Source organism: Candidatus Izemoplasma sp. (assembly GCA_036172455.1).
Classification (GTDB): domain Bacteria; phylum Bacillota_I; class Bacilli_A; order Izemoplasmatales; family Izemoplasmataceae; genus JAIPGF01.
Window position 1 is genome coordinate 133,048 of sequence record JAXKVY010000003.1, and the last position, 24,886, is coordinate 157,933.

22 protein-coding genes are annotated in these 24,886 nt (G+C 36.2%); 16 read left to right on the forward strand and 6 right to left on the reverse strand.

Going from position 1 to position 24,886, the window contains the following annotated elements:
* Positions 1–2: 2 nt before the first annotated feature.
* The 4 genes from UMR38_06030 to UMR38_06045 are packed head-to-tail and all read right to left on the reverse strand — an operon-like array spanning position 3 to position 4,102.
* Entirely contained in the window at positions 3–1,745 is a 1,743-nt protein-coding gene (locus UMR38_06030) for an NADH-dependent [FeFe] hydrogenase, group A6 (GenBank protein ID MEC9485415.1), read from the reverse strand.
* A gap of 9 nt (positions 1,746–1,754) precedes the next feature.
* The gene (gene nuoF, locus UMR38_06035) at positions 1,755–3,206 is read right to left on the reverse strand and encodes an NADH-quinone oxidoreductase subunit NuoF (GenBank protein MEC9485416.1); all 1,452 of its coding nucleotides are present in this window, start codon (positions 3,204–3,206) and stop codon (positions 1,755–1,757) included.
* 1 nt (position 3,207) lies between these two features.
* Positions 3,208–3,603, reverse strand: coding sequence for a (2Fe-2S) ferredoxin domain-containing protein (locus UMR38_06040; GenBank protein ID MEC9485417.1), 396 nt, complete (start codon positions 3,601–3,603; stop codon positions 3,208–3,210).
* A complete protein-coding gene (locus UMR38_06045) occupies positions 3,593–4,102 on the reverse strand; it encodes an NAD(P)H-dependent oxidoreductase subunit E (protein MEC9485418.1) in 510 nt (169 codons plus the stop codon). Before UMR38_06045 ends, UMR38_06040 begins: the two co-directional genes overlap by 11 nt.
* Before the next feature lie 435 nt (positions 4,103–4,537).
* On the opposite strand from UMR38_06045, the gene UMR38_06050 reads away from it, so the two are divergent.
* The 16 genes from UMR38_06050 to UMR38_06125 all read left to right on the forward strand — a co-directional run bounded on the left by UMR38_06050 (position 4,538) and on the right by UMR38_06125 (position 22,517).
* A complete protein-coding gene (locus UMR38_06050; protein MEC9485419.1) occupies positions 4,538–5,851 on the forward strand; it encodes a glycoside hydrolase family 30 protein in 1,314 nt (437 codons plus the stop codon).
* A 4-nt stretch (positions 5,852–5,855) separates the two neighbouring features.
* Entirely contained in the window at positions 5,856–6,875 is a 1,020-nt protein-coding gene (locus UMR38_06055) for a DUF5696 domain-containing protein (GenBank protein MEC9485420.1), read from the forward strand.
* A complete protein-coding gene (locus tag UMR38_06060; GenBank protein ID MEC9485421.1) occupies positions 6,872–7,975 on the forward strand; it encodes a sugar ABC transporter permease in 1,104 nt (367 codons plus the stop codon). The genes UMR38_06055 and UMR38_06060 overlap by 4 nt, the downstream gene beginning before the upstream one ends.
* Positions 7,972–8,961 carry a carbohydrate ABC transporter permease gene (locus tag UMR38_06065; protein ID MEC9485422.1) on the forward strand — a complete coding sequence of 330 codons (990 nt, stop codon included), beginning with the start codon at positions 7,972–7,974 and terminating at the stop codon, positions 8,959–8,961. The genes UMR38_06060 and UMR38_06065 overlap by 4 nt, the downstream gene beginning before the upstream one ends.
* A 2-nt stretch (positions 8,962–8,963) precedes the next feature.
* Positions 8,964–10,502: a family 16 glycosylhydrolase gene (locus tag UMR38_06070; GenBank protein MEC9485423.1), complete on the forward strand. Its 1,539-nt coding sequence runs from the start codon at positions 8,964–8,966 to the stop codon at positions 10,500–10,502.
* Complete coding sequence (locus UMR38_06075) at positions 10,502–11,515, forward strand: LacI family DNA-binding transcriptional regulator (protein MEC9485424.1); 1,014 nt, start codon at positions 10,502–10,504, stop codon at positions 11,513–11,515. Before UMR38_06070 ends, UMR38_06075 begins: the two co-directional genes overlap by 1 nt.
* The gene (locus UMR38_06080) at positions 11,512–12,216 is read left to right on the forward strand and encodes a glycoside hydrolase family 16 protein (GenBank protein ID MEC9485425.1); all 705 of its coding nucleotides are present in this window, start codon (positions 11,512–11,514) and stop codon (positions 12,214–12,216) included. Before UMR38_06075 ends, UMR38_06080 begins: the two co-directional genes overlap by 4 nt.
* A gap of 96 nt (positions 12,217–12,312) precedes the next feature.
* Positions 12,313–12,915, forward strand: a complete 603-nt coding sequence (locus tag UMR38_06085) for a hypothetical protein (protein ID MEC9485426.1) — start codon at positions 12,313–12,315, stop codon at positions 12,913–12,915.
* Positions 12,916–12,918: 3 nt separating this feature from the next.
* Positions 12,919–13,830, forward strand: a complete 912-nt coding sequence (locus UMR38_06090; GenBank protein ID MEC9485427.1) for an alpha/beta hydrolase — start codon at positions 12,919–12,921, stop codon at positions 13,828–13,830.
* Between the two features lie 90 nt (positions 13,831–13,920).
* Positions 13,921–14,535, forward strand: coding sequence for a Crp/Fnr family transcriptional regulator (locus UMR38_06095; protein MEC9485428.1), 615 nt, complete (start codon positions 13,921–13,923; stop codon positions 14,533–14,535).
* Between the two features lie 63 nt (positions 14,536–14,598).
* A complete protein-coding gene (locus UMR38_06100) occupies positions 14,599–15,807 on the forward strand; it encodes a DUF438 domain-containing protein (GenBank protein ID MEC9485429.1) in 1,209 nt (402 codons plus the stop codon).
* Positions 15,807–16,175 (forward strand): YbaN family protein, encoded by a 369-nt coding sequence (locus UMR38_06105; protein MEC9485430.1) that lies wholly within the window; start codon positions 15,807–15,809, stop codon positions 16,173–16,175. The genes UMR38_06100 and UMR38_06105 overlap by 1 nt, the downstream gene beginning before the upstream one ends.
* A 4-nt stretch (positions 16,176–16,179) precedes the next feature.
* Positions 16,180–17,397 (forward strand): PAS domain-containing protein, encoded by a 1,218-nt coding sequence (locus UMR38_06110; protein MEC9485431.1) that lies wholly within the window; start codon positions 16,180–16,182, stop codon positions 17,395–17,397.
* A 105-nt stretch (positions 17,398–17,502) separates the two neighbouring features.
* Entirely contained in the window at positions 17,503–20,145 is a 2,643-nt protein-coding gene (locus UMR38_06115) for a hypothetical protein (protein ID MEC9485432.1), read from the forward strand.
* A gap of 68 nt (positions 20,146–20,213) precedes the next feature.
* Positions 20,214–21,758: a cardiolipin synthase gene (gene cls, locus UMR38_06120; GenBank protein ID MEC9485433.1), complete on the forward strand. Its 1,545-nt coding sequence runs from the start codon at positions 20,214–20,216 to the stop codon at positions 21,756–21,758.
* A gap of 18 nt (positions 21,759–21,776) precedes the next feature.
* The gene (locus tag UMR38_06125; GenBank protein MEC9485434.1) at positions 21,777–22,517 is read left to right on the forward strand and encodes a TIGR02206 family membrane protein; all 741 of its coding nucleotides are present in this window, start codon (positions 21,777–21,779) and stop codon (positions 22,515–22,517) included.
* Positions 22,518–22,542: 25 nt separating this feature from the next.
* Here UMR38_06125 and UMR38_06130 read toward each other — a convergent pair whose 3' ends face one another.
* Together UMR38_06130 and UMR38_06135 are read right to left on the reverse strand one after the other, a co-directional pair.
* Positions 22,543–24,246 carry a hypothetical protein gene (locus tag UMR38_06130; GenBank protein ID MEC9485435.1) on the reverse strand — a complete coding sequence of 568 codons (1,704 nt, stop codon included), beginning with the start codon at positions 24,244–24,246 and terminating at the stop codon, positions 22,543–22,545.
* Positions 24,247–24,310: 64 nt separating this feature from the next.
* Positions 24,311–24,886 carry a DUF2085 domain-containing protein gene (locus UMR38_06135; protein MEC9485436.1) on the reverse strand — a complete coding sequence of 192 codons (576 nt, stop codon included), beginning with the start codon at positions 24,884–24,886 and terminating at the stop codon, positions 24,311–24,313.

Genomic DNA, 24,886 nt, shown 5'->3' on the forward strand with positions numbered 1-24,886 from the left:
TTTTATATGCGTTCTCCTTTTGTATAGCAAGTGTGGAGTAAGTCATGTGCTTTTTCCCCGTATGGATCGCCAAGAAAATCTTGATATAGTTTTAATACCATCTCATTTTCATGACTCTTACGTCTAGGCATTGATTTATCAATCTCATAAATGGCTTTTTGACGTGCTTCAATAATAGACATATCTCCATGATGATAAGGTTGTCCACCACCACCGATACAACCACCAGGACAAGCCATGATTTCAATTGCATGATAATCAACATTACCAGCTTTAATTTCTTCTAATAAGTGTCTTGCATTACCAAGACCATGAGCAATACCAATTTTTAAGTCTAAATCATTGATTGTAATAGTTGCTTCTCTAATGCCTTCCATACCACGTAACTCTTGGAAATCAATACGTTCTAGATTATCCCCAGTCAATAACTCGTACGCTGTTCGTGCAGCAGCTTCAATGACACCACCTGTCGTACCAAATATAGCAGCAGCACCCGTTGATTCTCCTAAGATATTATCAAATTCACCATCTGGTAACTTCTCAAATTCAATCCCAGCTTCTTTAATCATATGACCAAATTCACGGGTTGATAAGGTGTAATCCACATTATGTAGATTTTCTTTTGATAATTCAGGACGTGCACTTTCAGCTTTTTTTGCCACACAAGGCATAATTGAGACAACTTTGATTTGCTTACTTGGTAAGTGTATCTTTTCAGCATAATAGGTTTTTGCAATCGCCCCAACCATGGTTTGTGGAGACTTGCACGTGGATGGCACATCTAACATTTCAGGGAACTGATGTTCAATAAATTTAACCCACGCTGGACAACAACTCGTTAACATTGGTAAGGTGCCACCGTGTTCAATCCGGTGAACCAATTCTCTAGCTTCTTCCATAATGGTTAAATCTGCGCCAAAGTTGGTATCAAATACGGCATCAAATCCAAGCCGTCTTAAGGCTGTAACAATTTTGCCTGTTGAAATACTGCCTGGGTCCATCCCAAACATTTCACCTAAAGCAACCCGCACAGCTGGGGCAACTTGTACAACCATATGATAATTTTTATTCGCAAGCCGTTTCCATACCCGTGGGACATCGTTACGTTCTGTTAATGCTCCTGTAGGGCAGACTGCCACACATTGTCCGCAATAGGTACATGATGTATCAGCCATATCTAAGTTAAACGCTGGTGCGACAACCGCATCAAAACCACGTCTTAACCCACTTAATACTCCAACAGTTTGAACCTCGTTACACATTGTTTCACAACGTCGACACATGACACATTTATTCGGATCTTTCACTATTGATTTGCTCGACTGATCAATCGAATAGGCCATTTTTTCACCTGTAAATGAGATTTCGCGAATATTGAGTTCCTCCGCAAGGGATTGTAATTCACAGGTTAAGTTTTTTGTACAAGTTAAACATTCAAACGGATGATTACTTAATAATAATTCAAGATTATTTCGACGCGAATTAATCGCACGAATACTATCGGTTTTAATATGCATACCTTCATAGACTTTTTCAGCACAACTAGGTACCAAAGCTTGACGGTTTTCAACTTCAACAACACACACGCGGCATGATGCGACTTTATTGACAATACCGTATTCTTCTAAATTTAAATGGCAGAGTGTTGGTATTTTAATGCCTGCTTGATCACATGCATCAAGCACAGTAGTGCCTTTTTTTACCATCATTGGTCTACCATTGACATGGATATTTACTGTATTCATAGTGACCTCCTAAGGTTTAATAATGGCATCGACTGGGCAGGCATTATAACATGCGCCACAGGCAATACATTCAGACTCGTTAATAACATGAGGTTGTTTAACCTCACCAGTAATACAATCAACTGGACATACACGTGAACACTTAGTACACCCAATACAGTTATCTTTATCGATACTGTATGTTGTTTTCTTCGTTCTATATGCATACGCTTCATACTCTTCACGGAAACGATCAATGGTTGATAAAATTGGATTTGGTGCACTTTGTCCAAGACCACATAACGAACTATCTTTCACATTGTGCGCAAGTTCTTCTAATAAGTCTAGGTCTTCAGGTTGTCCTTCCATTGATGTTAAGCGATCTAAAATTTCATATAAGCGCTTTGTTCCAATTCGACACGGTGTACATTTTCCACACGACTCATCTTGGGTAAAGTCTAAATAGAACTTAGAGATTTCAACCATATCAGTATCTTCATCTAATACAATCATTCCGCCACTACCCATCATACTACCGATTTTACGAATAGATTCATAATCAATCGGAGTATCAAGATTTTCTTCTGTGATGACACCACCACTTGGACCACCTGTTTGAACAGCTTTAAAAGCTTTGCCATCAGCAATACCACCACCAATATCATAAATGATGTCACGCAGTGTTGTTCCCATCGGGACTTCAACAAGACCAACGTTATTGACTTTCCCCGCTAAAGCGAATACTTTAGTTCCTTTAGAATGCTCGGTTCCGATGGTGTTGAACCAGTCAGCACCTTTCATAATAATAGCTGGTATATTCGCAAACGTTTCAACATTATTCACACTCGTTGGTTTTCCTCTAAACCCACTCACACTAGGAAAAGGGGGTTTTTTATTTGGTTCTCCACGTAGTCCTTGAAGGCTGTTAATCAGGGCGGTTTCTTCACCACAGACAAATGCCCCAGCACCTAATTTTAATTCAATATCAAAGTCAAAACCACTATCAAAGATATTGTCGCCTAATAGGCCATAATCTCTAGCTTGATCAATCGCAATTTGTAAACGTGAAATTGCTAGTGGATACTCAGCACGGATATAGATATAGCCTTTATTAGATCCAATCGCATACCCTGCAATTGCCATTGCTTCTAATACAGAATGGGGATCACCTTCTAAAATAGAACGATCCATAAATGCCCCAGGATCTCCCTCGTCTGCATTACAAATAATATATTTTTCATCACTTTGTTCGCGTGCGGTTAATTCCCATTTTAAGCCCGTTGGGAATCCACCTCCACCACGTCCACGCAAGTGGGCTTCTTTCACAATATTTATTACTTCTTTAGGCGTATACTCAGTTAACGCTTTACCTAAAGCTTGATAGCCTTTAACAGCAATGTATTCATCGATATTTTCAGGATTAATAAAGCCACAGTTTCTTAAGGCAATACGGTATTGTTTAATCGGTTCAGTTTGTGTCATCTTAAAGCACCGCCTTATCAAAAGATTGTGTAATTAAATAGTCATCAAATGCCTTACGGTCCTTTAAGACTGTATCGACAAACTTCTCAGCCATCTTTTCTGTAATAGGGCCATAAAGACGTGGCGTTTCCCCTGGAATATTGACTTGAATAGTTGGTTCTATATGGCAGTAACCAATACACCCAACCCCAACAACAGTCGCATCAATATCTGTTTCTTTAATCCGTTTTTCAATCGCCATCATTGTATCATCCGCACCAACCGCAAACCCACAGGTCGCAAGGCCAACAAGGACTTCAATTTGATCTGATGATGATTTCCCCTCATGACGTAAACTTACCTGATTTTTTAATGCCTTTTGTTTTGCTTGCAATTTATCTAAGGTATTAATTTTCATTATGTTCACCCCGATAGTAATCAATAATATCTAAGGCTATATCTTCAGTGGTATGCCCATAGACTTTTTCACCAACAGTGACAACAGGTGCTAAGCCACATGCCCCGATGCATCTCACGTCGCGCACACTAAAGAGACCATCGTCTGTCACTTTTCCCTTTTCAATTTCTAATGTGTCAAGCAATGTATGAAGCACCTTTTCAGCACCTCTTACATAACACGCTGTTCCCATGCATACACTAATATCATATTTACCTGGCTTGTCTTCATTAAAAAACGAATAGAAGCTTACCACACCATTTACACGGGCAGCGCCAATATGTAACTGTTTAGCGACAAAAAACTGTAAATTATGCGGAATATGCCCAAATAGTTTTTGGGCACGGTGTAACACATGAATTAATGATTCTTCAGGACGTTCTAGTTCATCAATATACGTTTGTAGTAATGCTAATTTTTCTTGATCTAAGGTATCAACATTTAAATGAATGTTTCCCATTTTGTTACTCCTTTCAACAGTAATAACACGCTTACATTTATTAGCATAACAAACTATTTCGATAACTCACGATTTCTTTATTTTTTTTACTTACTAAATTGGCCATATGTCCCCTTATAAAGATGTAAGCGGAAACATTTTCAATATAATATAAGAAATGGATCGAATGAAAGGTGTTACATCGATAGGTAAATTTCAATCGAAATCTTGTGAAATCCTTAATAGAAAAACGTACAAATATCTACAAAAGGTTAAACCTATAAAGCGCTTTTTTAAGACGATAACAAAAACCTATTTAATCTCTATTTAATTAGAAGAAACTGGTTTTTTCAAAAAAATACGAAAACGGTATAGTAAATTTTTTTAATCTATGCTATACTATTAACGAAAACGGTATAGTAAATCGCTTACATTTTATTCAAAAGGAGTTTAAAAATGATTGTTCAATACCAAACGACCAAAGATCATCTTTGGCAAATAATAGAGAAAGAAAATAAGCTTTATCGCAACCAAAAATCATTAGTGGTTGATTCAAGTACAACTTTTCAAACCATGCTAGGATTTGGTGGCGCATTTACAGAAGCTGCTGGATATACATTTGCACAGTTATCAAAAGAGAATCAAGATAAAGTATTAAAAGCATACTTCGATCCGGTTGTTGGATTAGGCTATAATTTGGGGCGTGTATCGATTCATAGTTGTGATTTCTCGTTAGATAATTATACATATGTAGAAGACAACGATACGGAATTAAAAACGTTTGATATTAAACGCGATCATGATTATGTGATTCCGTTTATCGAAAAAGCCGAAAAAGTGGCGGGTAAACAAATGAAATTGCTCGCATCACCTTGGAGTCCACCTCCTTGGATGAAAACAAATGGTGAAATGAATAATGGCGGTAAATTAAAAGAAGAATATTTCCAAACATGGGCAGATTATTTTGTGAAGTTTATTGATAGTTATCGTTCCATTGATAAAAATATTTTTGCTGTGACGGTTCAAAATGAACCAGCCGCAAAACAAATTTGGGATAGTTGTTTATATACGAAAGAAGAAGAACGTGACTTTGTAAAAAATTATTTAGGGCCAACGTTGAAAAAAGCATATCCTGATATCCATATTATTATTTGGGATCACAATAGAGATATTATTGTAGAACGCGCAGATGCAATTCTATCTGATGAAGAGGCACGGGAATATGTTTGGGGCACAGGCTTACATTGGTATGTGAGTGAAGAGTTTGAAAAAGTCGGTAAAGTTCATGAACTTCATCCTGATAAACACATCTTATTTACAGAAGGATGTATTGAAGGTGGTGTTCACTTAGGTGCTTGGCACACGGGGGAACGCTATGCACGTAATATGATTGGAGACTTCAATAATTATTGTGAAGGCTATATTGATTGGAACTTAATCTTAAATGAAATCGGTGGACCAAATCATGTTGGAAACTATTGTGACGCACCAATCATTGGTGACACAAAGGAAGATACCATACATTTTAATAGCTCATATTATTACATTGGGCATTTTAGTAAGTTTATCCAACCAGGGGCTAAACGTATTAAACATACATTTGACGATAACGACCTAGTGACCGTCTCATTCATCAATCCAGATAAACGGATTGTGACGGTGGTCTTAAATGAAACTGAAGAAGAGAAAGAAATTACTTTAAAGATGGACACAGAAGAACAAGTTGTGACCCTAGCACCAAGAAGTATTTCGACATTTATAAAGGAGTGATTTCATGAGTGATTATAGCTTTGATGGCAGAACATTTGTGATAAAAAATTATTTGAACCAACAAACCTTTTCCAATTTTCTACCAGGATTAGCCGGTAAAAAGGGGATCCCACTATGGGCTTTTTACGTTAATCGTGGTCAAGGAATTAGTGGATTCGGACTTCAAAACAAAAATCGTCCGATTATGGAATTTAGCCCAGCAAATAAAGCCTATGAGTCTGTTGGGCAAATTGGGTTTCGAACATTCTTAAAAGTGAATGATACCTATTATGAACCATTTAAATTAAGTAATCAAAAACCTCATGAAATGGCAATAGACCGTGAACGGTTCATTATTCAAGATAATAACAAAGACTTAGGCGTTCACACAAAAATTACCTATTACGGATTGCCAACTGAAAATATTGGTAGACGCTTATTTAGTTATGATGATGGCGGGACTTATATGCGTAGTGACTCACTAGCAGTCTATTTAGAAGTGCTTGAAACATATCAAGATATTGGCTACCATATTGCTCCTAATGCCTATGCGTATCAATATACTAATGGGTATTTAGAAACACCGCTTTATAATTCCCAACTTAAATACTTTGATGATTTAGTCCCATTACTACAAATTGTATTAAAAGGGTATATCCCAATGTATAGTCCAATGTTAAATTATAATTCACTTGGACAAGAACAAATTCTCGCATTAATTGATTTTGGTGTCTCACCAACCTATATTTTGACCGAACAACCATCAAGTCGTTTAAAAGACACTGACGTTGAAAATTTTTATACCACAGAATTTAATTTATGGAATGACTCAATTGTTGATACGTACCAGTATATTGACGGGGCATTAAGTCATGTCATTAATGCATCAATAGTTGATCGTGATGTATTAGCTTTAGGGGTTGTAAAAGTGACTTATGATAATGGTGTTACCATTTATGTCAACTATACAACCAATGATGTGACAACTGATGATGGCATGATAGCACGTCAAGATTATTTAGTTGTAGGCGGTGATCAGTCATGAAGAAAGTGATGGCAAAATTACGTGCCTTAGGTCAAAAAGTGATGGCAAAAGTGATCGCTATTCCAAAGAATCATCCCAAGTTTTGGGAAGGTGTAACAAAGGTTGGTCATGGGGTTGCTAAAATTGGCGTATTCATCAAAAAAATAGGCTATGTTTTAACCCATAATAAAGTCTTGAATACAACAACCCATCATGTCGTTGTACTTGGTAAAATTAAATTTAAGATCACCAATAAACGTCGTGAAGCATTACTTGGGTTATCATTTATCTTCATCTGGATTGTTGGATATTCCATCTTCACGTTATATCCTGTGTTTAATTCATTATACTTAAGTTTCTTCAAAGTGCGATTAGATGCGGAGGGTATTCAATCGACATTTGTTAACTTTGATAACTTTAAAGCTGCGTTTATCTCTGATCCATACTTTGTTGAGATTTTGATTGAATATGTCTTAGAAATGATCCTGAATGTACCAGTTGTTATTGTCTTTGCCTTAATCATTGCGATGTTGATTAATCAAGATGTGAAAGGAAAAGGTGTCTGGCGTACGATTTTCTTCTTACCAGTCATTATTTCAACCGGACCAGTAATCTCTGAATTGATGCAGCAAGGGGCAACCACATTGCCATCGATTGAGAACTATGATTTTGTTCAATTGGTGTTAGATAATGTCAGCGAAGCAATAGCTAATCCTATTCAAGCTTTGTTTGACACCATATTACTGGTCTTATGGTTTGCGGGAATTCAAATCTTAATCTTACTCGCTGGATTACAAAAAATAGATCGTTCAATTTATGAAGCATCCATGATTGATGGCGCAAGTCCATGGGAAAGTTTTTGGAAAATTACATTACCATCGATTATGCCATTAATTAGTGTTACAATCGTCTATACCGTTGTCAGTATGAGTGTCTTCTCACTCAACTCAGTAGTAGTCTATATTCAAGACAAAATGTTGGCGGAATCTACCGTAGGAACCCTAACAACAGGGTATGGATATAGTGCCGCATTAAGCTGGATTTACTTCTTAGTGATGGCTTTACTGATTTTAATTTTTATTGGCTTAATCAATATTAGAAGAAGGGGGCGTCATTCATGAACATGATCCGAAAAACACGTCACTTCTTTAAGGACATGAAAGCGCTAATTAAAGCAAAAGAGTATACGCAAGCACGTACGAAAATGAAACGATTGCTTGTTGGTATGAAGTTTACAGATGGGTTAATTTATACCTTATTAATTTATACCATGCTTATTTCTCTTGGCTATATTTATCTTTATCCAGTGCTTTATATGATAACGAACAGTTTTATGACAGTTCAGGATATTATATCCTCAACCGTCAAATGGATTCCGTCATCATTAAACTGGGAGAATTACCGACTCGTATTAGAACAAATTGATTATGCGAATAGTTTGCGCGATGGCATCATACTTGCTGCGTTACCAGCAATTAGCGCTACCGCAAGTAGTGCGTTAGTGGGTTATGGATTTGCACGCTTTGATTTTCCACTGAAAAAAGTTTTATTTGTCTTAATGATTGCTAGTTTTATCATTCCGCCACAAATTACGATGTTACCAACCTTTAGAATGTATTCAAACTATGGGTTACTTGGAAGCATTTGGGCGTTTATCTTGCCAGCTATTTTAGCACAAGGATTAAATGGTGCAATCTATATTTTAATTTTCTATCAATTCTTCAGAATGATACCAAAAAGCTTAGAAGAATCTGCTAAATTAGACGGCGCAAGTAGTTTTAAAATATTTACTAAAATTGCGTTACCGCTTGCGATCCCATCAATAATTATTGTTTTCTTATTTAGTTTTGTATGGTATTATAATGAGACGTACCTCTCTGGATTATTCTTACGTGATAGTGGTCTAATGACTTTACCGTTAAGACTACAAAATTTCTTCAATCAATACTCAAGTATTTATCCAGAAGGATCCCGTGCTCGTGAATTAATTCAAGCCGTTAAATTAGCAGGGAATATCTTAACATTATTCCCATTACTCGTATTATATTTCTTTACACAACGATATTTCGTTGAAAGTATAGACAGAACAGGAATTACAGGTGAATAATTATGAAAAGATTTATTATTATAACTTTAACACTCGTTTCTACACTCACATTAAGTGCGTGTGGAAACGGGAATTATAACGATCGTACGCTCGTCACTGACGAATGCGATCACTTAGATAACATCAATGAATGGCAACCCGTTTGGTGTGATGAGTTCGAGTATGAAGGACTCCCAGACGATACGAAATGGGACTATGATGTTGGTGGTAGTGGTTGGGGGAATAACGAACTACAATACTACACTGAATCAGATTTAGACAATGCCTTTGTTAAAGATGGGGTATTAACGATAAGAGCGCTCCAAGAAGCAATGAGTGGACGTAACTATACCTCGGCACGTTTAGTCACAAAATACCGTGGTGATTGGCAATATGGTAAGGTGCAAGTGTGCGCTAAGTTACCTGCAGGTCGTGGAACCTGGCCAGCTCTTTGGATGTTACCAACAGATTGGCAATATGGTGGATGGCCTGATAGTGGCGAGATTGACATTATGGAGCATGTAGGATATGATGAAGGTACTGTCCATGGGACCATTCATACAGCTGCTTATAACCATGCGTTAGGAACACAAATCGGATACTCAAAAACAGTTGAAGATGCCACGAGCGCGTTTCATGTCTATGAAATGGAATGGGAGCCAAGTCGTATAACATTATATATTGATGGTGAACAGTATGCTGAGTTTGGATATAACCCTTATGCGAATATTGGGACACCAAACAGTGATGCTTGGCCATTTGATCAAACCTTCCATCTTATTATGAATATTGCTGTTGGTGGATTCTGGGGTGGTGCACAAGGTGTCGATTCGTCAGCCTTCCCAACACAAATGGAAGTTGATTATGTCCGTGTCTATCAAAAAGATTATGCAGGGATGGACAATGAAGACCCAGATACTGTCACAGATTTAGGATTATTAGATGCAACATTTAATACTGTTCAAGTCATGTGGGAACATGCTGAAGATGATGTTATGACAGAAATGTATGAAATATTTGTCAATGGGGAACTAGTGGGAGAAACCACTGTCAATAGTTTTATTATTGAAGACTTAGACCCAGAGACATCCTATGAAATTGGTGTTGTTGCAAAAGACTTTGCAGGCAATAGAAGTGATATGGAAACCGTTAATATTCAAACCGAAACGCTTCCTTTAGTAACAGAAAGAGTTGAAGCGGAGAACTATGTTTTACAAGTTGGTACAATGCGTGAAGACACTACAGATATAGAAGGTGGTCAAAACGTTGGCTACATTGATACTGGTGACTATTTAGAGTATTTGGTGTATGTTGAAGAAGAGGGTACCTATCAAGTAACTTACCGTGTTGCTAGTGAATCTGGTGGCGGTGAAATTGAGTTTTATGGTAAGGGGAATTTCCCACTAGCTAGAACAGAGATTGCCGCAACTGGCGGTTGGCAAACGTGGACCGATGTAACTAGTGAGACCTTTACCTTATATGAGGGTGTTCTTAGAATACGACTTACCGCAAGCTCAGGAGGATTCAACATCAATTATTTTGATATAGAGAAGGTGGACTAATGGTTACAATTAAAGACATATCCAAAAAATCAGGATTCAGTGTTACAACGGTATCAAAAGCACTGAATGATTATCCGGATATTTCGTCGAAAACAAAGACCAAAATTTTACAGCTATGTGAAGACATGGGATATGTACCAAATTTAAGTGCTCGAAGTTTGGTCAATAAGAAATCATATACAATCGGTGTCATTTTTGAAGAGATTACGGGACTTGGATTACAACATCCATTATTCAGCAAAATCTTAGAAAGTTTTAAAAATGACGTCGAAAAAAGTGGGTATGACATCTTATTCTTGAGTAAAAAAATGGGAGAGAATAATGGGTCCTATTACCAACACTGTTTACGTAAACAAGTGGACGCAGTGCTTGTCGTATGTGCTGAGTTTGATAGCGATGAAATGCATGAACTGTATGATGGTGATATACCGACTGTCGTGATTGATTTTGCGTACCGGGATATATTGAACATTACATCAAACAACCGCTTAGGTGTTAAACAAGCTGTTAAATATTTAAAAGATCTCGGTCATGAAAAGATTGCGCATATTCATGGGAGCTTACAAACTTATATTGGTGGCATTCGTCATGACTACTTTAAAGACTATATGCAATTATATGATTTACCACTCTCTGAAGACTACCTTGTCAATGGAGAATTCTTTAGTAAAGAAGACGGATACAATGCAATGCAAAAGATATTGCATCTAAAGGATCAACCAACCGCAATATTCTGTGCGTCAGATATGCTTGCGATTGGGGCCATCCAAGCCATCCAACAAGCCGGTAAATCTGTCCCTGAAGATTTTAGTATTATTGGGTTTGATGGTATTGATATCGGACAGATATTCTCACCAAGACTGACAACTATCAGACAGGATTCCCGTAAAATGGGTAAAATCGCTGCGAGCAATGTACTGACAATGATTACTGAAAATCAATTTAAGAAAAATAATACAATCACAGTAGACACATATTTAATTACAGGAGAGACAACGAGGGTGTTACGATGAAAACATTACTAGATATTGATTTTACACAAACACACATATTAGATGACGATATATTTAATATAGCTGTTGGTGAAAAATGGGCTAACAATGAATTACAACACTATGTCAATAAGCCTGAGAATCTATTCTTTACGGATGAGGGATTAGTTTTACGCGCAACACATCCTAAAGCGGGGATTTATGAAAGTGTTCGAATTAATACGCGTGATAAATTTAGTTTCCAATACGGTGAAATCAAAATTCGCGCTAAAGTGCCAAAAGGTAAAGGAACTTGGCCGGCGCTTTGGATGATGAGCCAAGAAAACCGGTATGGCCACTGGCCAAAAAGTGGAGAAATTGACATTTTAGAACATGTTGGTAGAGATGCAAATAATCTATTTTTATGCCTTCATACAGAAACCTATAATCACCGTAATGATGAAGAATACTATACAGAATATCACCTTGAAAATGCCACAACTGAGTTCCATGATTATGGGGTTCGTTGGACTGAAGAAACCATTACATATATCATTGATGGGAACGAGATTGTAACGTATAGTAAGTATGATAAAGCGGACTCATCACATAAAGGATGGCCATTTCATCAACCGTTTTATTTGATTATGAATTTAGCCATTGGTGGTAAATTTGGTGGGCCTGTTGATGACAGTATTTTTCCCAAAGACTTTATCATTAAGCGCATAACTGTCGTACAATAATGATTCCTGACTTAGCAATTGTTAAGTCAGGGTTTTCTTTTACAATAATTATGGATGATTTTTTATACGAAATATCATATAATAGGATAAAAGGAAGTGATTAACTTGAATGTCATTGTGACTGGATTTGGCCCGTTCGCAAATCAAAAATATAATCCAACAAAAGCCGTCTTAGAGGCCTTAGAGAACCGTGTTAAAGACAGTACTATTTATCCAATTGAATTGCCTGTCATTTATGATGAATGCTTTACCGTATTAGAAGATGCGGTTGAAACATACAAACCAGACCTAATATTATTATTAGGTGTTGCCGCAAAGCGTGATAAGATTAACCTAGAACGCGTTGCGATAAATCTTAAAGAAGCCAACATACCGGATAATTTAGGTATTATGTTCCATGATGAACCCATCATAAAGCATGGTGAAACCGCGTATTTTTCAACCTTAGATTTAAAAGGTGATTTGCGCGCCTTAGAAAATGCTCAAATTCCAACGACGATATCGAACACCGCAGGAACCTTTGTCTGTAATAACATCTTTTATTTAACGATGCATTATCTAGACACACATAAGTTAGATATACCAGCAGGGTTTATTCATGTGCCTGACATCATGGCATCTGAAGAAGAAGAGACAATAAACATCTATACACAAATGATTTATACCATTATAGAAAATGAACAAAAGAAAGAGGGATAAAGGATGGGAAAACGTTTCACAGTAACGGGTAAAAACGACTGCCCTATAGCGGCCATTAAAAAAGTACCACGCAAGCCGAAAGCTATTGTACAAATATTTCATGGTATGGGAGAACATAAAGAGCGGTACATACCATTTATGGATTTTTTGTATGAAAATGGGTATGGTAGTTATATTCATGATCATCGTAAACATGGTGAAAGCCTAAACGAAGCAGATGAACTGGGGATATTTACCCACTATGATTTATGGCAAGATGTTTTAGATGACTGTTATTTCATTAGTCGTAGAATCTTAAAGGAACATCCCGGGGTACCAATTATTATTATGGGTCACTCGATGGGCAGTATTATCGCAAGAGGTTATATTACGCGATATCGTACCGTAGCGAAAAAAGCAATCTTCATGGGGACATTACCCCCATATGGGTTTTTCAAAGCGATTATACCACTAACCTTAAGCAGGATTATTGGACTATTTAAAGGGAATAAACCGAGTCCATTTCTTGCTGAAAAATTAAATCAACCCTTACTCAAAAACTTAGAAAAAGCAGATAGTAAGTTTGCTTGGATATCAAGTGATGAAAAAGTCGTTAAAGCCTATGAAGAAGATATATTATGTGGGTTTCCATATAATCCTCGGTTTTATCAAGAGTTTTTTAAAGCCATTATTGATGTCAACAAATCAAATACCATTGCCTTAACCAAAGATATTCCATTACTCTTTATAAGTGGACAAGACGATCCTGTTGGTGAGTTTGGTGAAGGTGTTGATGCTTTAGTAAAACTTTACAAAGGTCATGGTATGACCCAAACCAATACCTTGATTATTGAAGATGCCCGTCATGAAGTTTTAAATGAAACCAATAAAGACGTCAGTTACCAAGCTATTTTGAGATGGTTAAACGACGCATAACACACGCCCCTTCTAAGTTGTCTTAGAAGGGTTATCATTTGATTAGGGTTTTTTACTCTTTTTTTGTATAATAAAACCAGGTGATAAAAAATGAGTCGATTTTGTAATACATGTATATATGAAACCTTACCAAGCCGTCAAGTCAACATAAAAAAAGGCGAGTTTATCTTCCATCAAGGCGATGACTTGCATTCTATTTTTTACATTCGCGATGGCATTGTTAAAATAACAAAACTCCATGAAGATGGTGAAGAAAAAATTCTTGAACTTGTTGGTCGCGATGACTTTATTGGATTATTGGCTGTATTGAGAAACCAAACGACCTATCCTGCAAGTGCAGAATGTCTTACCGATGTCACAATGACTGTATCCAGTAAAGCGGACACGTTACAAGCCTATGAAGATCATCAACCGTTTAAAGAGGCATGTATGCATTGTGCCACAACCCGAGCTGATGTTTTCCAAAGTCAATTATTTCAACTATCGAATCGCTCGACTGATGATAAAATTGTTGGCTTTCTAACACAGTTAGCGCAGCGCTTTGGGACGTATAAAAATGATCAATATTGTGTTGAGTTGCCGTTAACCCAACAAGAGTTAGCTAGCATTATTGGCTTAAGGCGAGAAACCTTAAGTCGACGACTGAATGCATTAAAAGATGAGAGCATCATTGATTTTAAAGGCAGCAAATATATTATTAAGTAGGTGTGATTTGAGTCACAGCCTGCTTTTTTTATATGTGATATACTTTCAGTAGGAGTTGATATAATGAGCGAGTTTATTAATAACAGTCAAGAACGTCAAACAGTATTAAAAGAGATTATTCATAAAATTCATGATGGGATGCCACTAGATGAGGCAAAAGCCCTATTTAAACAACATTTTGAGACTGTCAGTACGGAAGAAATTACCCAAATGGAACAGAGTTTAATCGAAGAAGGGATGCCTGTTGAGGATGTGCAAGGACTCTGTGATGTCCATGCGAGTGTATTTGATGGGTCTATTTCAGATATTCATAAGCCAAGTGATGCGTTAGAAATACCTGGACACCCCCTACATGTCTTAACGGAAGAAAACGATCGTATTTTAGCGTTGATTGAAGAAGAAATCCGTCCTTACATAGAGAATGATACCAAACATAACCAATTAATGTTGCGTGTTGGATTTGAACGGTTGAGTGAAGTGAGTCATCACTATAGTCGTAAAGAAAATCTATTTTTTCCCTATTTAGAAGAAGCAGGGATTACCTCTGTATCGAAAGTCATGTGGGGTGTTGATAATGAAATCCGTCAAGAAATAAAAGAAGTATTAACTATCTTGTCACAAGCATCGTACGACTACGATCACTTAAGTCAAGCAATAGATCAGGTCATTACCAAAGTAGAAGATATGGTAACTAAAGAAAATAATATATTACTACCAATGTTGAAGGAACATATTGATTTTTATGGATTTATAAAAATTGACATCGCATCTAAAGAAATGAATTACTTTTTAGAACCACCAAAAGCGTCGTGGGCAAAAGAACCTGAAGATACTATTGAACATGATGAAGATATCACCAAAACAATAGATGGTGAGATTGCAATGGACGCAGGGAGTTTATCGCAAACAGAAGTGAACGCGTTATTAAATACGCTGCCACTCGATATGACTTTTGTTGATAAAGATGGCATCGTAAAATACTTCACACAAGGTAAAGAACGCATCTTCGATCGGCCTAAAACGATCATTGGCCGTCATGTCAATATGTGTCATCCACCACAGAGTGTTCACATTGTTGAAGAGATTGTCAAACGCTTTGAAACAGGCGAGAGTGACCATGAAGACTTCTGGATTCAAATGAAAGATGCTTTTGTTCATATCCGGTATTATGCCGTGAGAGACGAAAATAACGCCTTTTTAGGAACCTTAGAAGTTACCCAAGATATTCAACCACTCAGAGAACTAAAAGGCGAAAAACGGTTGTTAGACTAATGCGTGTTTTCTATGGTTCCTTGGGCTTTTTAACTTTTGGTCTTGGGACAATTGGGATCGTCATGCCAGTCTTACCGACAACCCCGTTTTATTTATTAACAGTGTATTTCTTTTCAAAAAGTTCTCGACGTTTCTCAGACTGGTTTGAACAGTCATCATTTTACAAACACCATCTCGAAGAATTTATGACGACAAAAGCCATGACCAAACGAAAAAAATGGCAACTGATGATCTGGGTTGATACGATGCTTCTCATTTCCTTCTTGTTGGTTGACAATTTATTTGTTAAACTATTATTAGGAATATTAGCCATTATTAAGTACTGGTATTTCTTTACTCAAATAAAAACAATCCCACAAAAGGAGTGAGAAAATGGAAGTATTTCAGTATGATGAAGATAAGATAAAACGCTTGAATGAGTTTATGAAAGCATTTGAAGAAGCTGATTCTGGAAAAGCAAGACGACAAATCTATATGACGTATGAAGATACCATTGATTCGGTGCAGGCATTAGATTTATTCTACACCCATTTTTACGGAGAAACTTCAAATAAGTCAGTGGATAATATACTTGAATCAGCCGATTTATTTGTCAATATGTTTTCTACCCCATTAGAACGCCATAAACCTGACTATAATCATGTCTATTTCAAGCTTTTTACAGACGAAAACAAAGCCATAACAACACGCTTTGATCAAGCAAAAGCGATTATTAAGCGCAATGACTTAAAAAAGGATAAAGATGACTTAAAAGAAGCACTAGGTAAACCGTATGAAATCAATAAAATGTTTGTTAAACGGGAAAACATTTTATTTCCGCATCTAGAAGAAGTCGCCCCAAGTGATAAACCACTACAGGTACTTTGGCAACTTCATAATGAAGCAAAAGCATCGTTAAAAGAACTGATTAATCAATTAAATAGTGATGACTTTGACGATAAAAATATGCGGTATTTAATAGGTGAATTTTATTTTCTACTCTATGGCATTATTACAAAAGAAGAACTCATTTTATTGCCAGCAGCACATCACTTATTAGATCGTAAAACGCTAAACCAGATGACCAAAGAATTATTTAATTATGGCTTTGCCTATATTCATCCAAATATGCCCGATTTATCTAATGATGACACAGATAAGCACGTAGCAGATTCATTAGATGAAGCTCCTAAGAACTTAGAAAGCCCATTTTTCTCAAGTGAGACAGGCTCACTATCAATAGAACAAGTCCGTTTAATCTTTGGCACAATTCCCCTAGATATTACGTATGTCGATGAACATGATCAGGTAGTTTATTATAATGACCGACCAAGTCGGCATTTTCCGAGAAATCCTTCGATTATCGGACGATTAGTTGAAAATTGTCATCCACCGAAGAGTGTCCATGTCGTTAAACAAATTGTAACAGACTTTAAGTCTGGTAAACGCGATATGGCAGAGTTTTATATAAACTTTCAAGGCGTTTTTCTTTACATTACCTATTATGCGGTAAGAGATAAAGAAAACACGTATAAAGGAGTGCTAGAGGTGTCACAAGATGTTACTCACATTCGTGAGCTCGAAGGTGAAAAACGACTACTCGATGAATAATATTGACCATACCACCAATTTTTGGTGGTATTTTTGTGAAATAATTTAAAAAAATCACAAAAAAGTGTTAAAATAAATAATAGGTGGGAAAAAGGAGGAAACTGTATGGCAAATACAAAGGAAGATATTTTAAAACAATTAGAAAAGAATTATTATGATTTGCAAAAACAAGAACTGCAAATTTATGACAACAATCAGACATTACGCAAAGAAATTGATGAGGAATTTAAAACGTTAAAAAAAGGTTTAGAGGAAGCCATCAAGGTTCATAAAAACACTTTTGAAGAGGCAAAAGAAGCTAAAGAAGAACGTGACAAATCCATTAAAGCAAAAACAAAGAAACAATTAAAAACATTAGAAAAAGCGTTAAGTGATGCTGAAAAAGAACATGATAAGACTGTTGAAGAGATAAAGCAAACATTTGAAGAGACTAAAGAAACTATTGAAGATCAAATCAATGAAGAAAAGAAATCAACGGAAAGTCACAAACAAAAGCTCTTGAAAACCTATGAAAAGGAACAAGAGAGATTTGATCATGAAATAGCAAAATTGAAAGAAAAAATAAGTGATATACAAGCCGATTATCAAACAAAACGTGAGAAGCGTAACCGTCGCTTTGATGAAGATTTGAAAAAAGAACAAAACAAATACGATCAAGCGCAAGAACATGAAAAAGAAAAAGCCAAAGATAAAGAGATTGAACTAGAAGAAAAAATCGCGAAAGAAAAAGAAAAAGTCACAGAAAAAATCGAACTGTTAAAGCCTGTTTATGAAGAAGAACTTGAAGAAATCAATGATAAAATCAAGGCTGAAAAAGCAGATTTAGAAGCGAAGCGTGCAGATGTTATTGACAGCGCAAATCAACGCATTGAGGTACGCAAGAAACATTTAGAACGTGCAGAAAAAGAAAAGGATAAACGCAGCATTAAACAACATAAAAAAGATATTAAAAAAATTACTAAAGAACGCGATAAAGATGTTAAAGTACTTGATGAAGACATTCAAAAAGCAACAAACGAATCTGAAGAGTACCGGTTTAAATTTATGCGTGATCATCATGAAAAAATGCATAAAATCAATACACAATTACAAGAGTATATTCACGATCAACGACACAAAATTAGTGAGCGAAAAGAAGCGTTAACCCATGCATTAAACTTACTTGAACAGGATTTTAAAGATACAAAAACACACTTACAAGAAACGCTTCAAGAAGCATTACTTGAATTAGATCAAGAAGAACTAAATACGATCAAGCAATTAAAAGTAACCATAGAAAAACACGCATTATTGAAAAAAGAGTCTGAGTTAGACTATGAACACGCAACGAATAAAGCAGATCATTTACTTAAAGATCGTATTAATGTCTTAGAAACACAATTAGATAAAGCACGTGTTGAGCGCGATCGTGACATTAATATCAAAGATATTGAGTTACAAATTGACAAAGCAGATATTGATCATCAAACAGATATTGAAGATGCCCAAGAAAGTTTTGACTATTATATGAGTGATGTTCGCTTAAAGCAAGACGAGGTTGATTACTTAGTGAACGTTCAACAAAGTCAAAAAGAGTCATATCTAGATCTCCAACAACGATACAAGCCCGTCATAGAAGAAAAAGCTGAACGGATGTATGACTATGAAGCACATCAAGTGGATACTGTCATTGAACAAAAGGTTAGTTTCTTAGAACATGAAAAACAAGATCTTGCCACATATTACGAAGACTTAACAACACAAATCAACGCTGAATTTGATCAAGACAGTAAACCATTCTTAGAAGCGATTAAGTCATATAAGAAACCTCATGAACACGTGTTAGAAGATTTCAAAGAAGCTTACAACAAAGATAGTGAGCTACTGAATAAAAAACTTAATGCCGCTGATAAGCGCAAAGATAAAAAAACAATTGAAACTGAACTTGAAGACCGCACTGCTTCATATGAAGCAGCTGTTGCTAGAGAAAATAAAGCGTATGAAAAACAAATCTCACTCTATGAAGTCGCTATTGAAGATGCGCGTAAACGACGTGACAAAGCTTTAGAACAAGCAGATAATGTTTATCAAATGCAGCTAGACCGGTTCGACCAAGCAATTGCAGAAACACATGAAACCAGACAAGCGCAGAAAAAAGATGCTGAACAACGGATGCAATCATTATTACAAGGTGTGCATGCCTTTGATCAACACGCAGAAAAACGTGACGATGCCCATGAACAGACGCTAGAGACATTCAAAAAAGCGAAAAAACAGAATATTCAAGATGCCATTGACACAAGAACAGAAGCCTTTAATGATACTGTTAGAAAGGTTGAAGAAGACTTCAATCAAACAAAAGAAGCCTTAAAAGACAATATTGAATCCCTTAACCAACAGTATCAATCGGACACGAAGACAATTGATGAGAATAGAGAACAGAAAAAAGCTGAGATTGAAACGGCTATTGCTGAATTGAAAGCACGCATCGACCAACAAAAAGAAGCCGCTGAAAAGAATTACAAAGATGCGGAGGAAACAATTAAAGGAGACATCAATGCTCGTGAAGAAAAATTATTAACCATTCGAAAAGAACAACACACCGGGTATAATGATATGTTAGATGCGATTGAAAAAGCCAAAGAAGATGAACAAAAACGGCATGAGCATGCCTTGAAAACCATCGAAAAAGATACCGAAAAAGAAAAAGAAGCATCCCTTAAAGCACTCGAACAAGAAAAAGATAAAACAATCGCTAGTTTACAGTAGTGAATAATTTTAAAGAACGCTCTAGAAAGAGCGTTCTTTTTACGCTATAATAACCTTAGGTGAGTAAAATGAAAATGAATTTTAAACGCAATGTGTGGATTGGATTAATTCTTGTATTAGCCATCATTGTACGAATTGTCTTTGAAATTATCATAAGAACGTTTCGCATTGACTATTCTTTTGCGAACTTCTTATTACAATTTTTAAGATACTTTGTCCGTTTTATAGCTGTATTAATATGGTTGAGAATTGTTTATAAAAGTGAATATACAATCAATAAATTACCCTGGCTATTATTCTTGATTTTAGATCCTCTAACAGGTACGGTCTTTTTCTTAACGTTTGGTCGTGATTTTAGAGAGAGCTACCGATATGCATCACACCCTTTAATGCAAGATGGACAGTATCTTACGCATGAACCACTCACAAACTTTAATAATGCGTTACTTAGTAAGATGGATACAGAAATCACCGATATCTATAAGACAGCGTATAATATAACGCATCATCACGTATATCAACATGATAGTCAAGTAACCCCTATTACAAAAGGGGATGTATTCTTTAATGAACTTGAATCGCATATCTTAAAAGCACGATCATTTATTTTATTCCAAACCTATATCCTAAGAACAGACGATACCGGTAAACGGATTTTACATGCCTTAAAGCAAAAAGCCGAAGAGGGGGTTGAAATCTATTTACTCTATGATGCGGTAGGTAGTGTGTTTTTAGACCGTAAACTGATGAAGGCATTAAAAGAAAGTGGTGTCATAGTACATCCAATAGATTCTGTCTACTTTGGATTTTTTGATACGCGTATCACTTATAGAAATCACCGAAAAGTGTGTATTATTGACGGCGAGACAGCCTTCTTAGGGGGCATGAATATCGCAGACGAGTATCAAAACCAATCGAAGAAATTTCCGCCGTTTAGAGATACGCAACTAAAAATAAAAGGGCAAGTGATTAATAGTCTTGTCCAACTGTTCTTTAAAGATTATTATTATGTCACAGATACTTTAATTGACGATGACAGATTTTATAACGCTAAACGAGTGAGCTCTAATGGTCTCGTTCAAGTGATTCCGTCTGGACCAGATGATAAATACCCACCCATTCGTAATGTTTATGTTAAAATGATCAATAATGCCAAAGCCTCGATAAAAATCATGACCCCGTATTTAGCGCTTGATAATGAACTCGCCACATCGTTAATTATCGCGGCACGTGGCGGCGTGAAAGTGGATATCATTGTCCCCGGTATCCCCGATAAAAAATCGGTGTACATGGTCACTCAATCTTTCTTTGATGAATTGTTACAAGAAGGGATAAACATTCATTTATACAATGATGCGTTTTGCCACGCTAAAGTGTTTATCATTGATGACCGATTAGCATCATGTGGTACGTATAATTTTGATAATCGTAGTGCAAGAAGTAATTTTGAAGTGACAATGTTACTATATCAAACTGGTGTTGAAGCGTTAGTTGAAGCGTTTAATTTAGATCTTCAAAATGCAACTAAAGTGATTGAAAACGAATGGGAAAATAAATCGATGTTTAAACGGTTACTGTTAGGGATAATGAACTTATTTGCGCCACTAGTCTAAATTCTGAGGAGAGATACAATGTTTAATGAAATCTATGCTCAAACGTTTCAACTATTTTCGATTATGCACATCATTCCTGTAGGCATCATTTTTATAATTATTACCTTGATATATATTAAGCGTGATTGGCTAAGAGATTCTAACAAAGAAACAATATTACGATACAGTCTAGCTGCCTTAATTGTGCTTCAAGAGATAACTTTACAAGTGTATCGTTTGGTCTTTAATACTTGGGAGTTAAGCACGAGTTTACCATTACAACTATGCGCTATTGGTGTGATGATGACCGCAGTTATATTAATCACAAAATCAAAAACACTGTTTTTAAAAACGGTTTTCATTTTGTTTATCGGTGCGTCTTTAGCACTGATTACCCCAGGGATTGAAAACAATTATGGATTCCCCCATTTTCGCTATTATCAATTCTTTGTATCACATGGCTTAATTGTTATTAATTTAAGTGTTATTCTATTTGTCTTTAACTTTCAAAAAGACATCCGGTATAAGCATTTATTAGATAATTTTGTCAGTCTCATGCTGATTGCGATAATCCTTTATATAATCAATATCATCACTGGGGGTAATTACATGTATTTAATGGAAAAACCCGCCCCAGGTACTTTATTCGATGCCTTTGGACCATATCCTATCTACATTGTTCAGATTTTATGTTTCGGCATACCGTTTTTCTTTCATCTGTTTTATATTCCCTTTTTTATCCGGGATTTTAGAATGTCAAATACGAGACAAAACGCATAAAAAAAGCGCTTCTAAGCGCTTTTTTTTAGTTACTATCACCCATATCAATAACAGTGAAATCTTGTACTTCAATGGTGATGGTATCGCCAATATCTTTTTCGATAAAGTATCGCATTTTATCAAAACTAAAGGTCGATACATTGATAACATAGTACACATCATTATCGATTTGTACCCAGTAAATCGTATTACCTTCATTGACATAAGATGTCACATCGGTAATCTCACCTGTAATGTTGGTTAAGTTCGTTTGATTCGATATCCCTAAATTAAGAAGATAGTCACTATAGGCATTTGTTTTTTTCTCTGCAATACCATAGGTTTCTAAATCTGTTACATTCATAAAGACATGGCGGATGATTCTGCCATCTTCCCCTTTGATTAAAATATAGTAAGTTGGCGAACCATTGACGTTGATTGGAATCGGGAATGATGTCGAAATGTTGTTTTGTGGAATCAAGGTTAAGGTTTTACTCATCGCCGCATATTCTGTAGCGCCAGGGAATTGATATAAGGTGGCTTCTTTGGTTTTAACATTCATATAGACAAAACCAATCGTTGATTCATCGCTTCCGGCGCTGGTTAACCCAGTAAAGTAATACAGTCCATTATTGTTTTTAATCGTCCGTTTGCCATCACTTGACTTTAAGACACCACGTTGTGCTAAGAAACTATTGAGCCAGCCATCTTGTAAAGTACCCCAGTAGTCTAAATGTTGGAGTAATAGTCCTGGCGGATAGACACTTTCGACCCAATCAGGTACGTCATCGGGATCGTAAATATCGACATCTCCTGTGACCGCATCAACAACGGCAATCTTCGCAATATCATCGCCCCCATTTAAAAAGATTGTCGGTAATGAATACTGTAAGATATAATACGGATGACCACTTTCGTCAATTTCGAAGTAGCTTTGTTCAAACCGGTATTTGTTCAAACCATTCATATAGGCATGACGTTTTAAATCTTGTTCAAAGAAAGCACTTGGTGTGTATTTTAAACCAATATCTTCTGTAGCACTCAAGTTGACAAGGGTGGTTTCTGAGGTGACTTTATTAATTAAAATATAACCTGGCGTTCCTTCGTTATTATTGTTTAACCATTTAAAGATACCACGGTATTCTAGAGGTGATACTAAGTATTGTTCCCCTTGATAAATGATATCTGAGTATGCGCCTGGTTCAAACTCCGAGCCAATACCAGGATACTCTCCTAGTTTTAATGATCCGAGTTTGACGCCATAACTCTTATCTACAATCGGTAAGGTATTCACATCAACCGTTTGAACATCATCATCAAAGACTTTTTCATCAACATGTAATAATTCACTATACGCTTCACTATGTAAAAAGACCCGTCCACCAAATAATCCATAAACAAAAATAGACAAAATAACAACAAGGCCAAATAGGGCACTTGAGGCTTTTACGACATAGTCATGGGCTAAGTTAAAGTCACGATAAGTCAACTGTAATCCTAAAATGACAAACGCAACGCCATAGATAATGATCGCGAGGTACCGCAAATTAAATTTAAATAATACAAAGTAATTAAATGCCCAGAATAAGAGTAATAGACCAAGTAATTTCAAAACACCTATTCCAATATCTTTGATTGTGGGTGTCGATACTTCTTCAATATGATCATGTGACTTGTCAAATATAGTTTGAAAGGTATATGATGCGACTAAAAATAATAAGATTGTACCAATTAATGCTAGAATGCCCATTAAATCAACTCCTTGAGTATAGTATATCAAACTTCAAATCAATCCTAAAACAAAATCCCTTTATTTACAAAAAGGGATTCAGATAATTGAGTAATATAATTAGTAAATACAACGCCATACTGTAAATCAGTACGACAGTTGGTCCAAATAATAAACCTGTGATAAAGCGTTTAATTTGAGTACTTTGATAGTGGCTGTTATGTTGAAGATAACCATCAATGACGAGTGGTAGACCTAAAATAAGATACACCCAGTAATATATTTGCCAATAAATCAATATCCCCGTCATAGCGATGCCGACCATAATCCCAAGACACCGTACACAGATAGGAAATAGTCGTGTAAGCATTGATAGTGACCGTGAGCTTTTCTGGTGGCAATTAAATAGTGCGGCTAAATAAGGGCGTTTTAAAATATACCCTAGTAACGTAACAAACACGAGGACACTACTTAAGGCAAAGTACCCATATAAAACAGCGTGATGTGATAACGGCAGATATACTTTCGGTAATATGATGAATGCACTCATTGATAAAAACATCATAATACTGATCAATATAATCCGTTCAAAAACCTTTAAAGGAACGGCATGTATACATGCGTTTTCCTTGATATCACGGCCACACTGACGACAAAACAT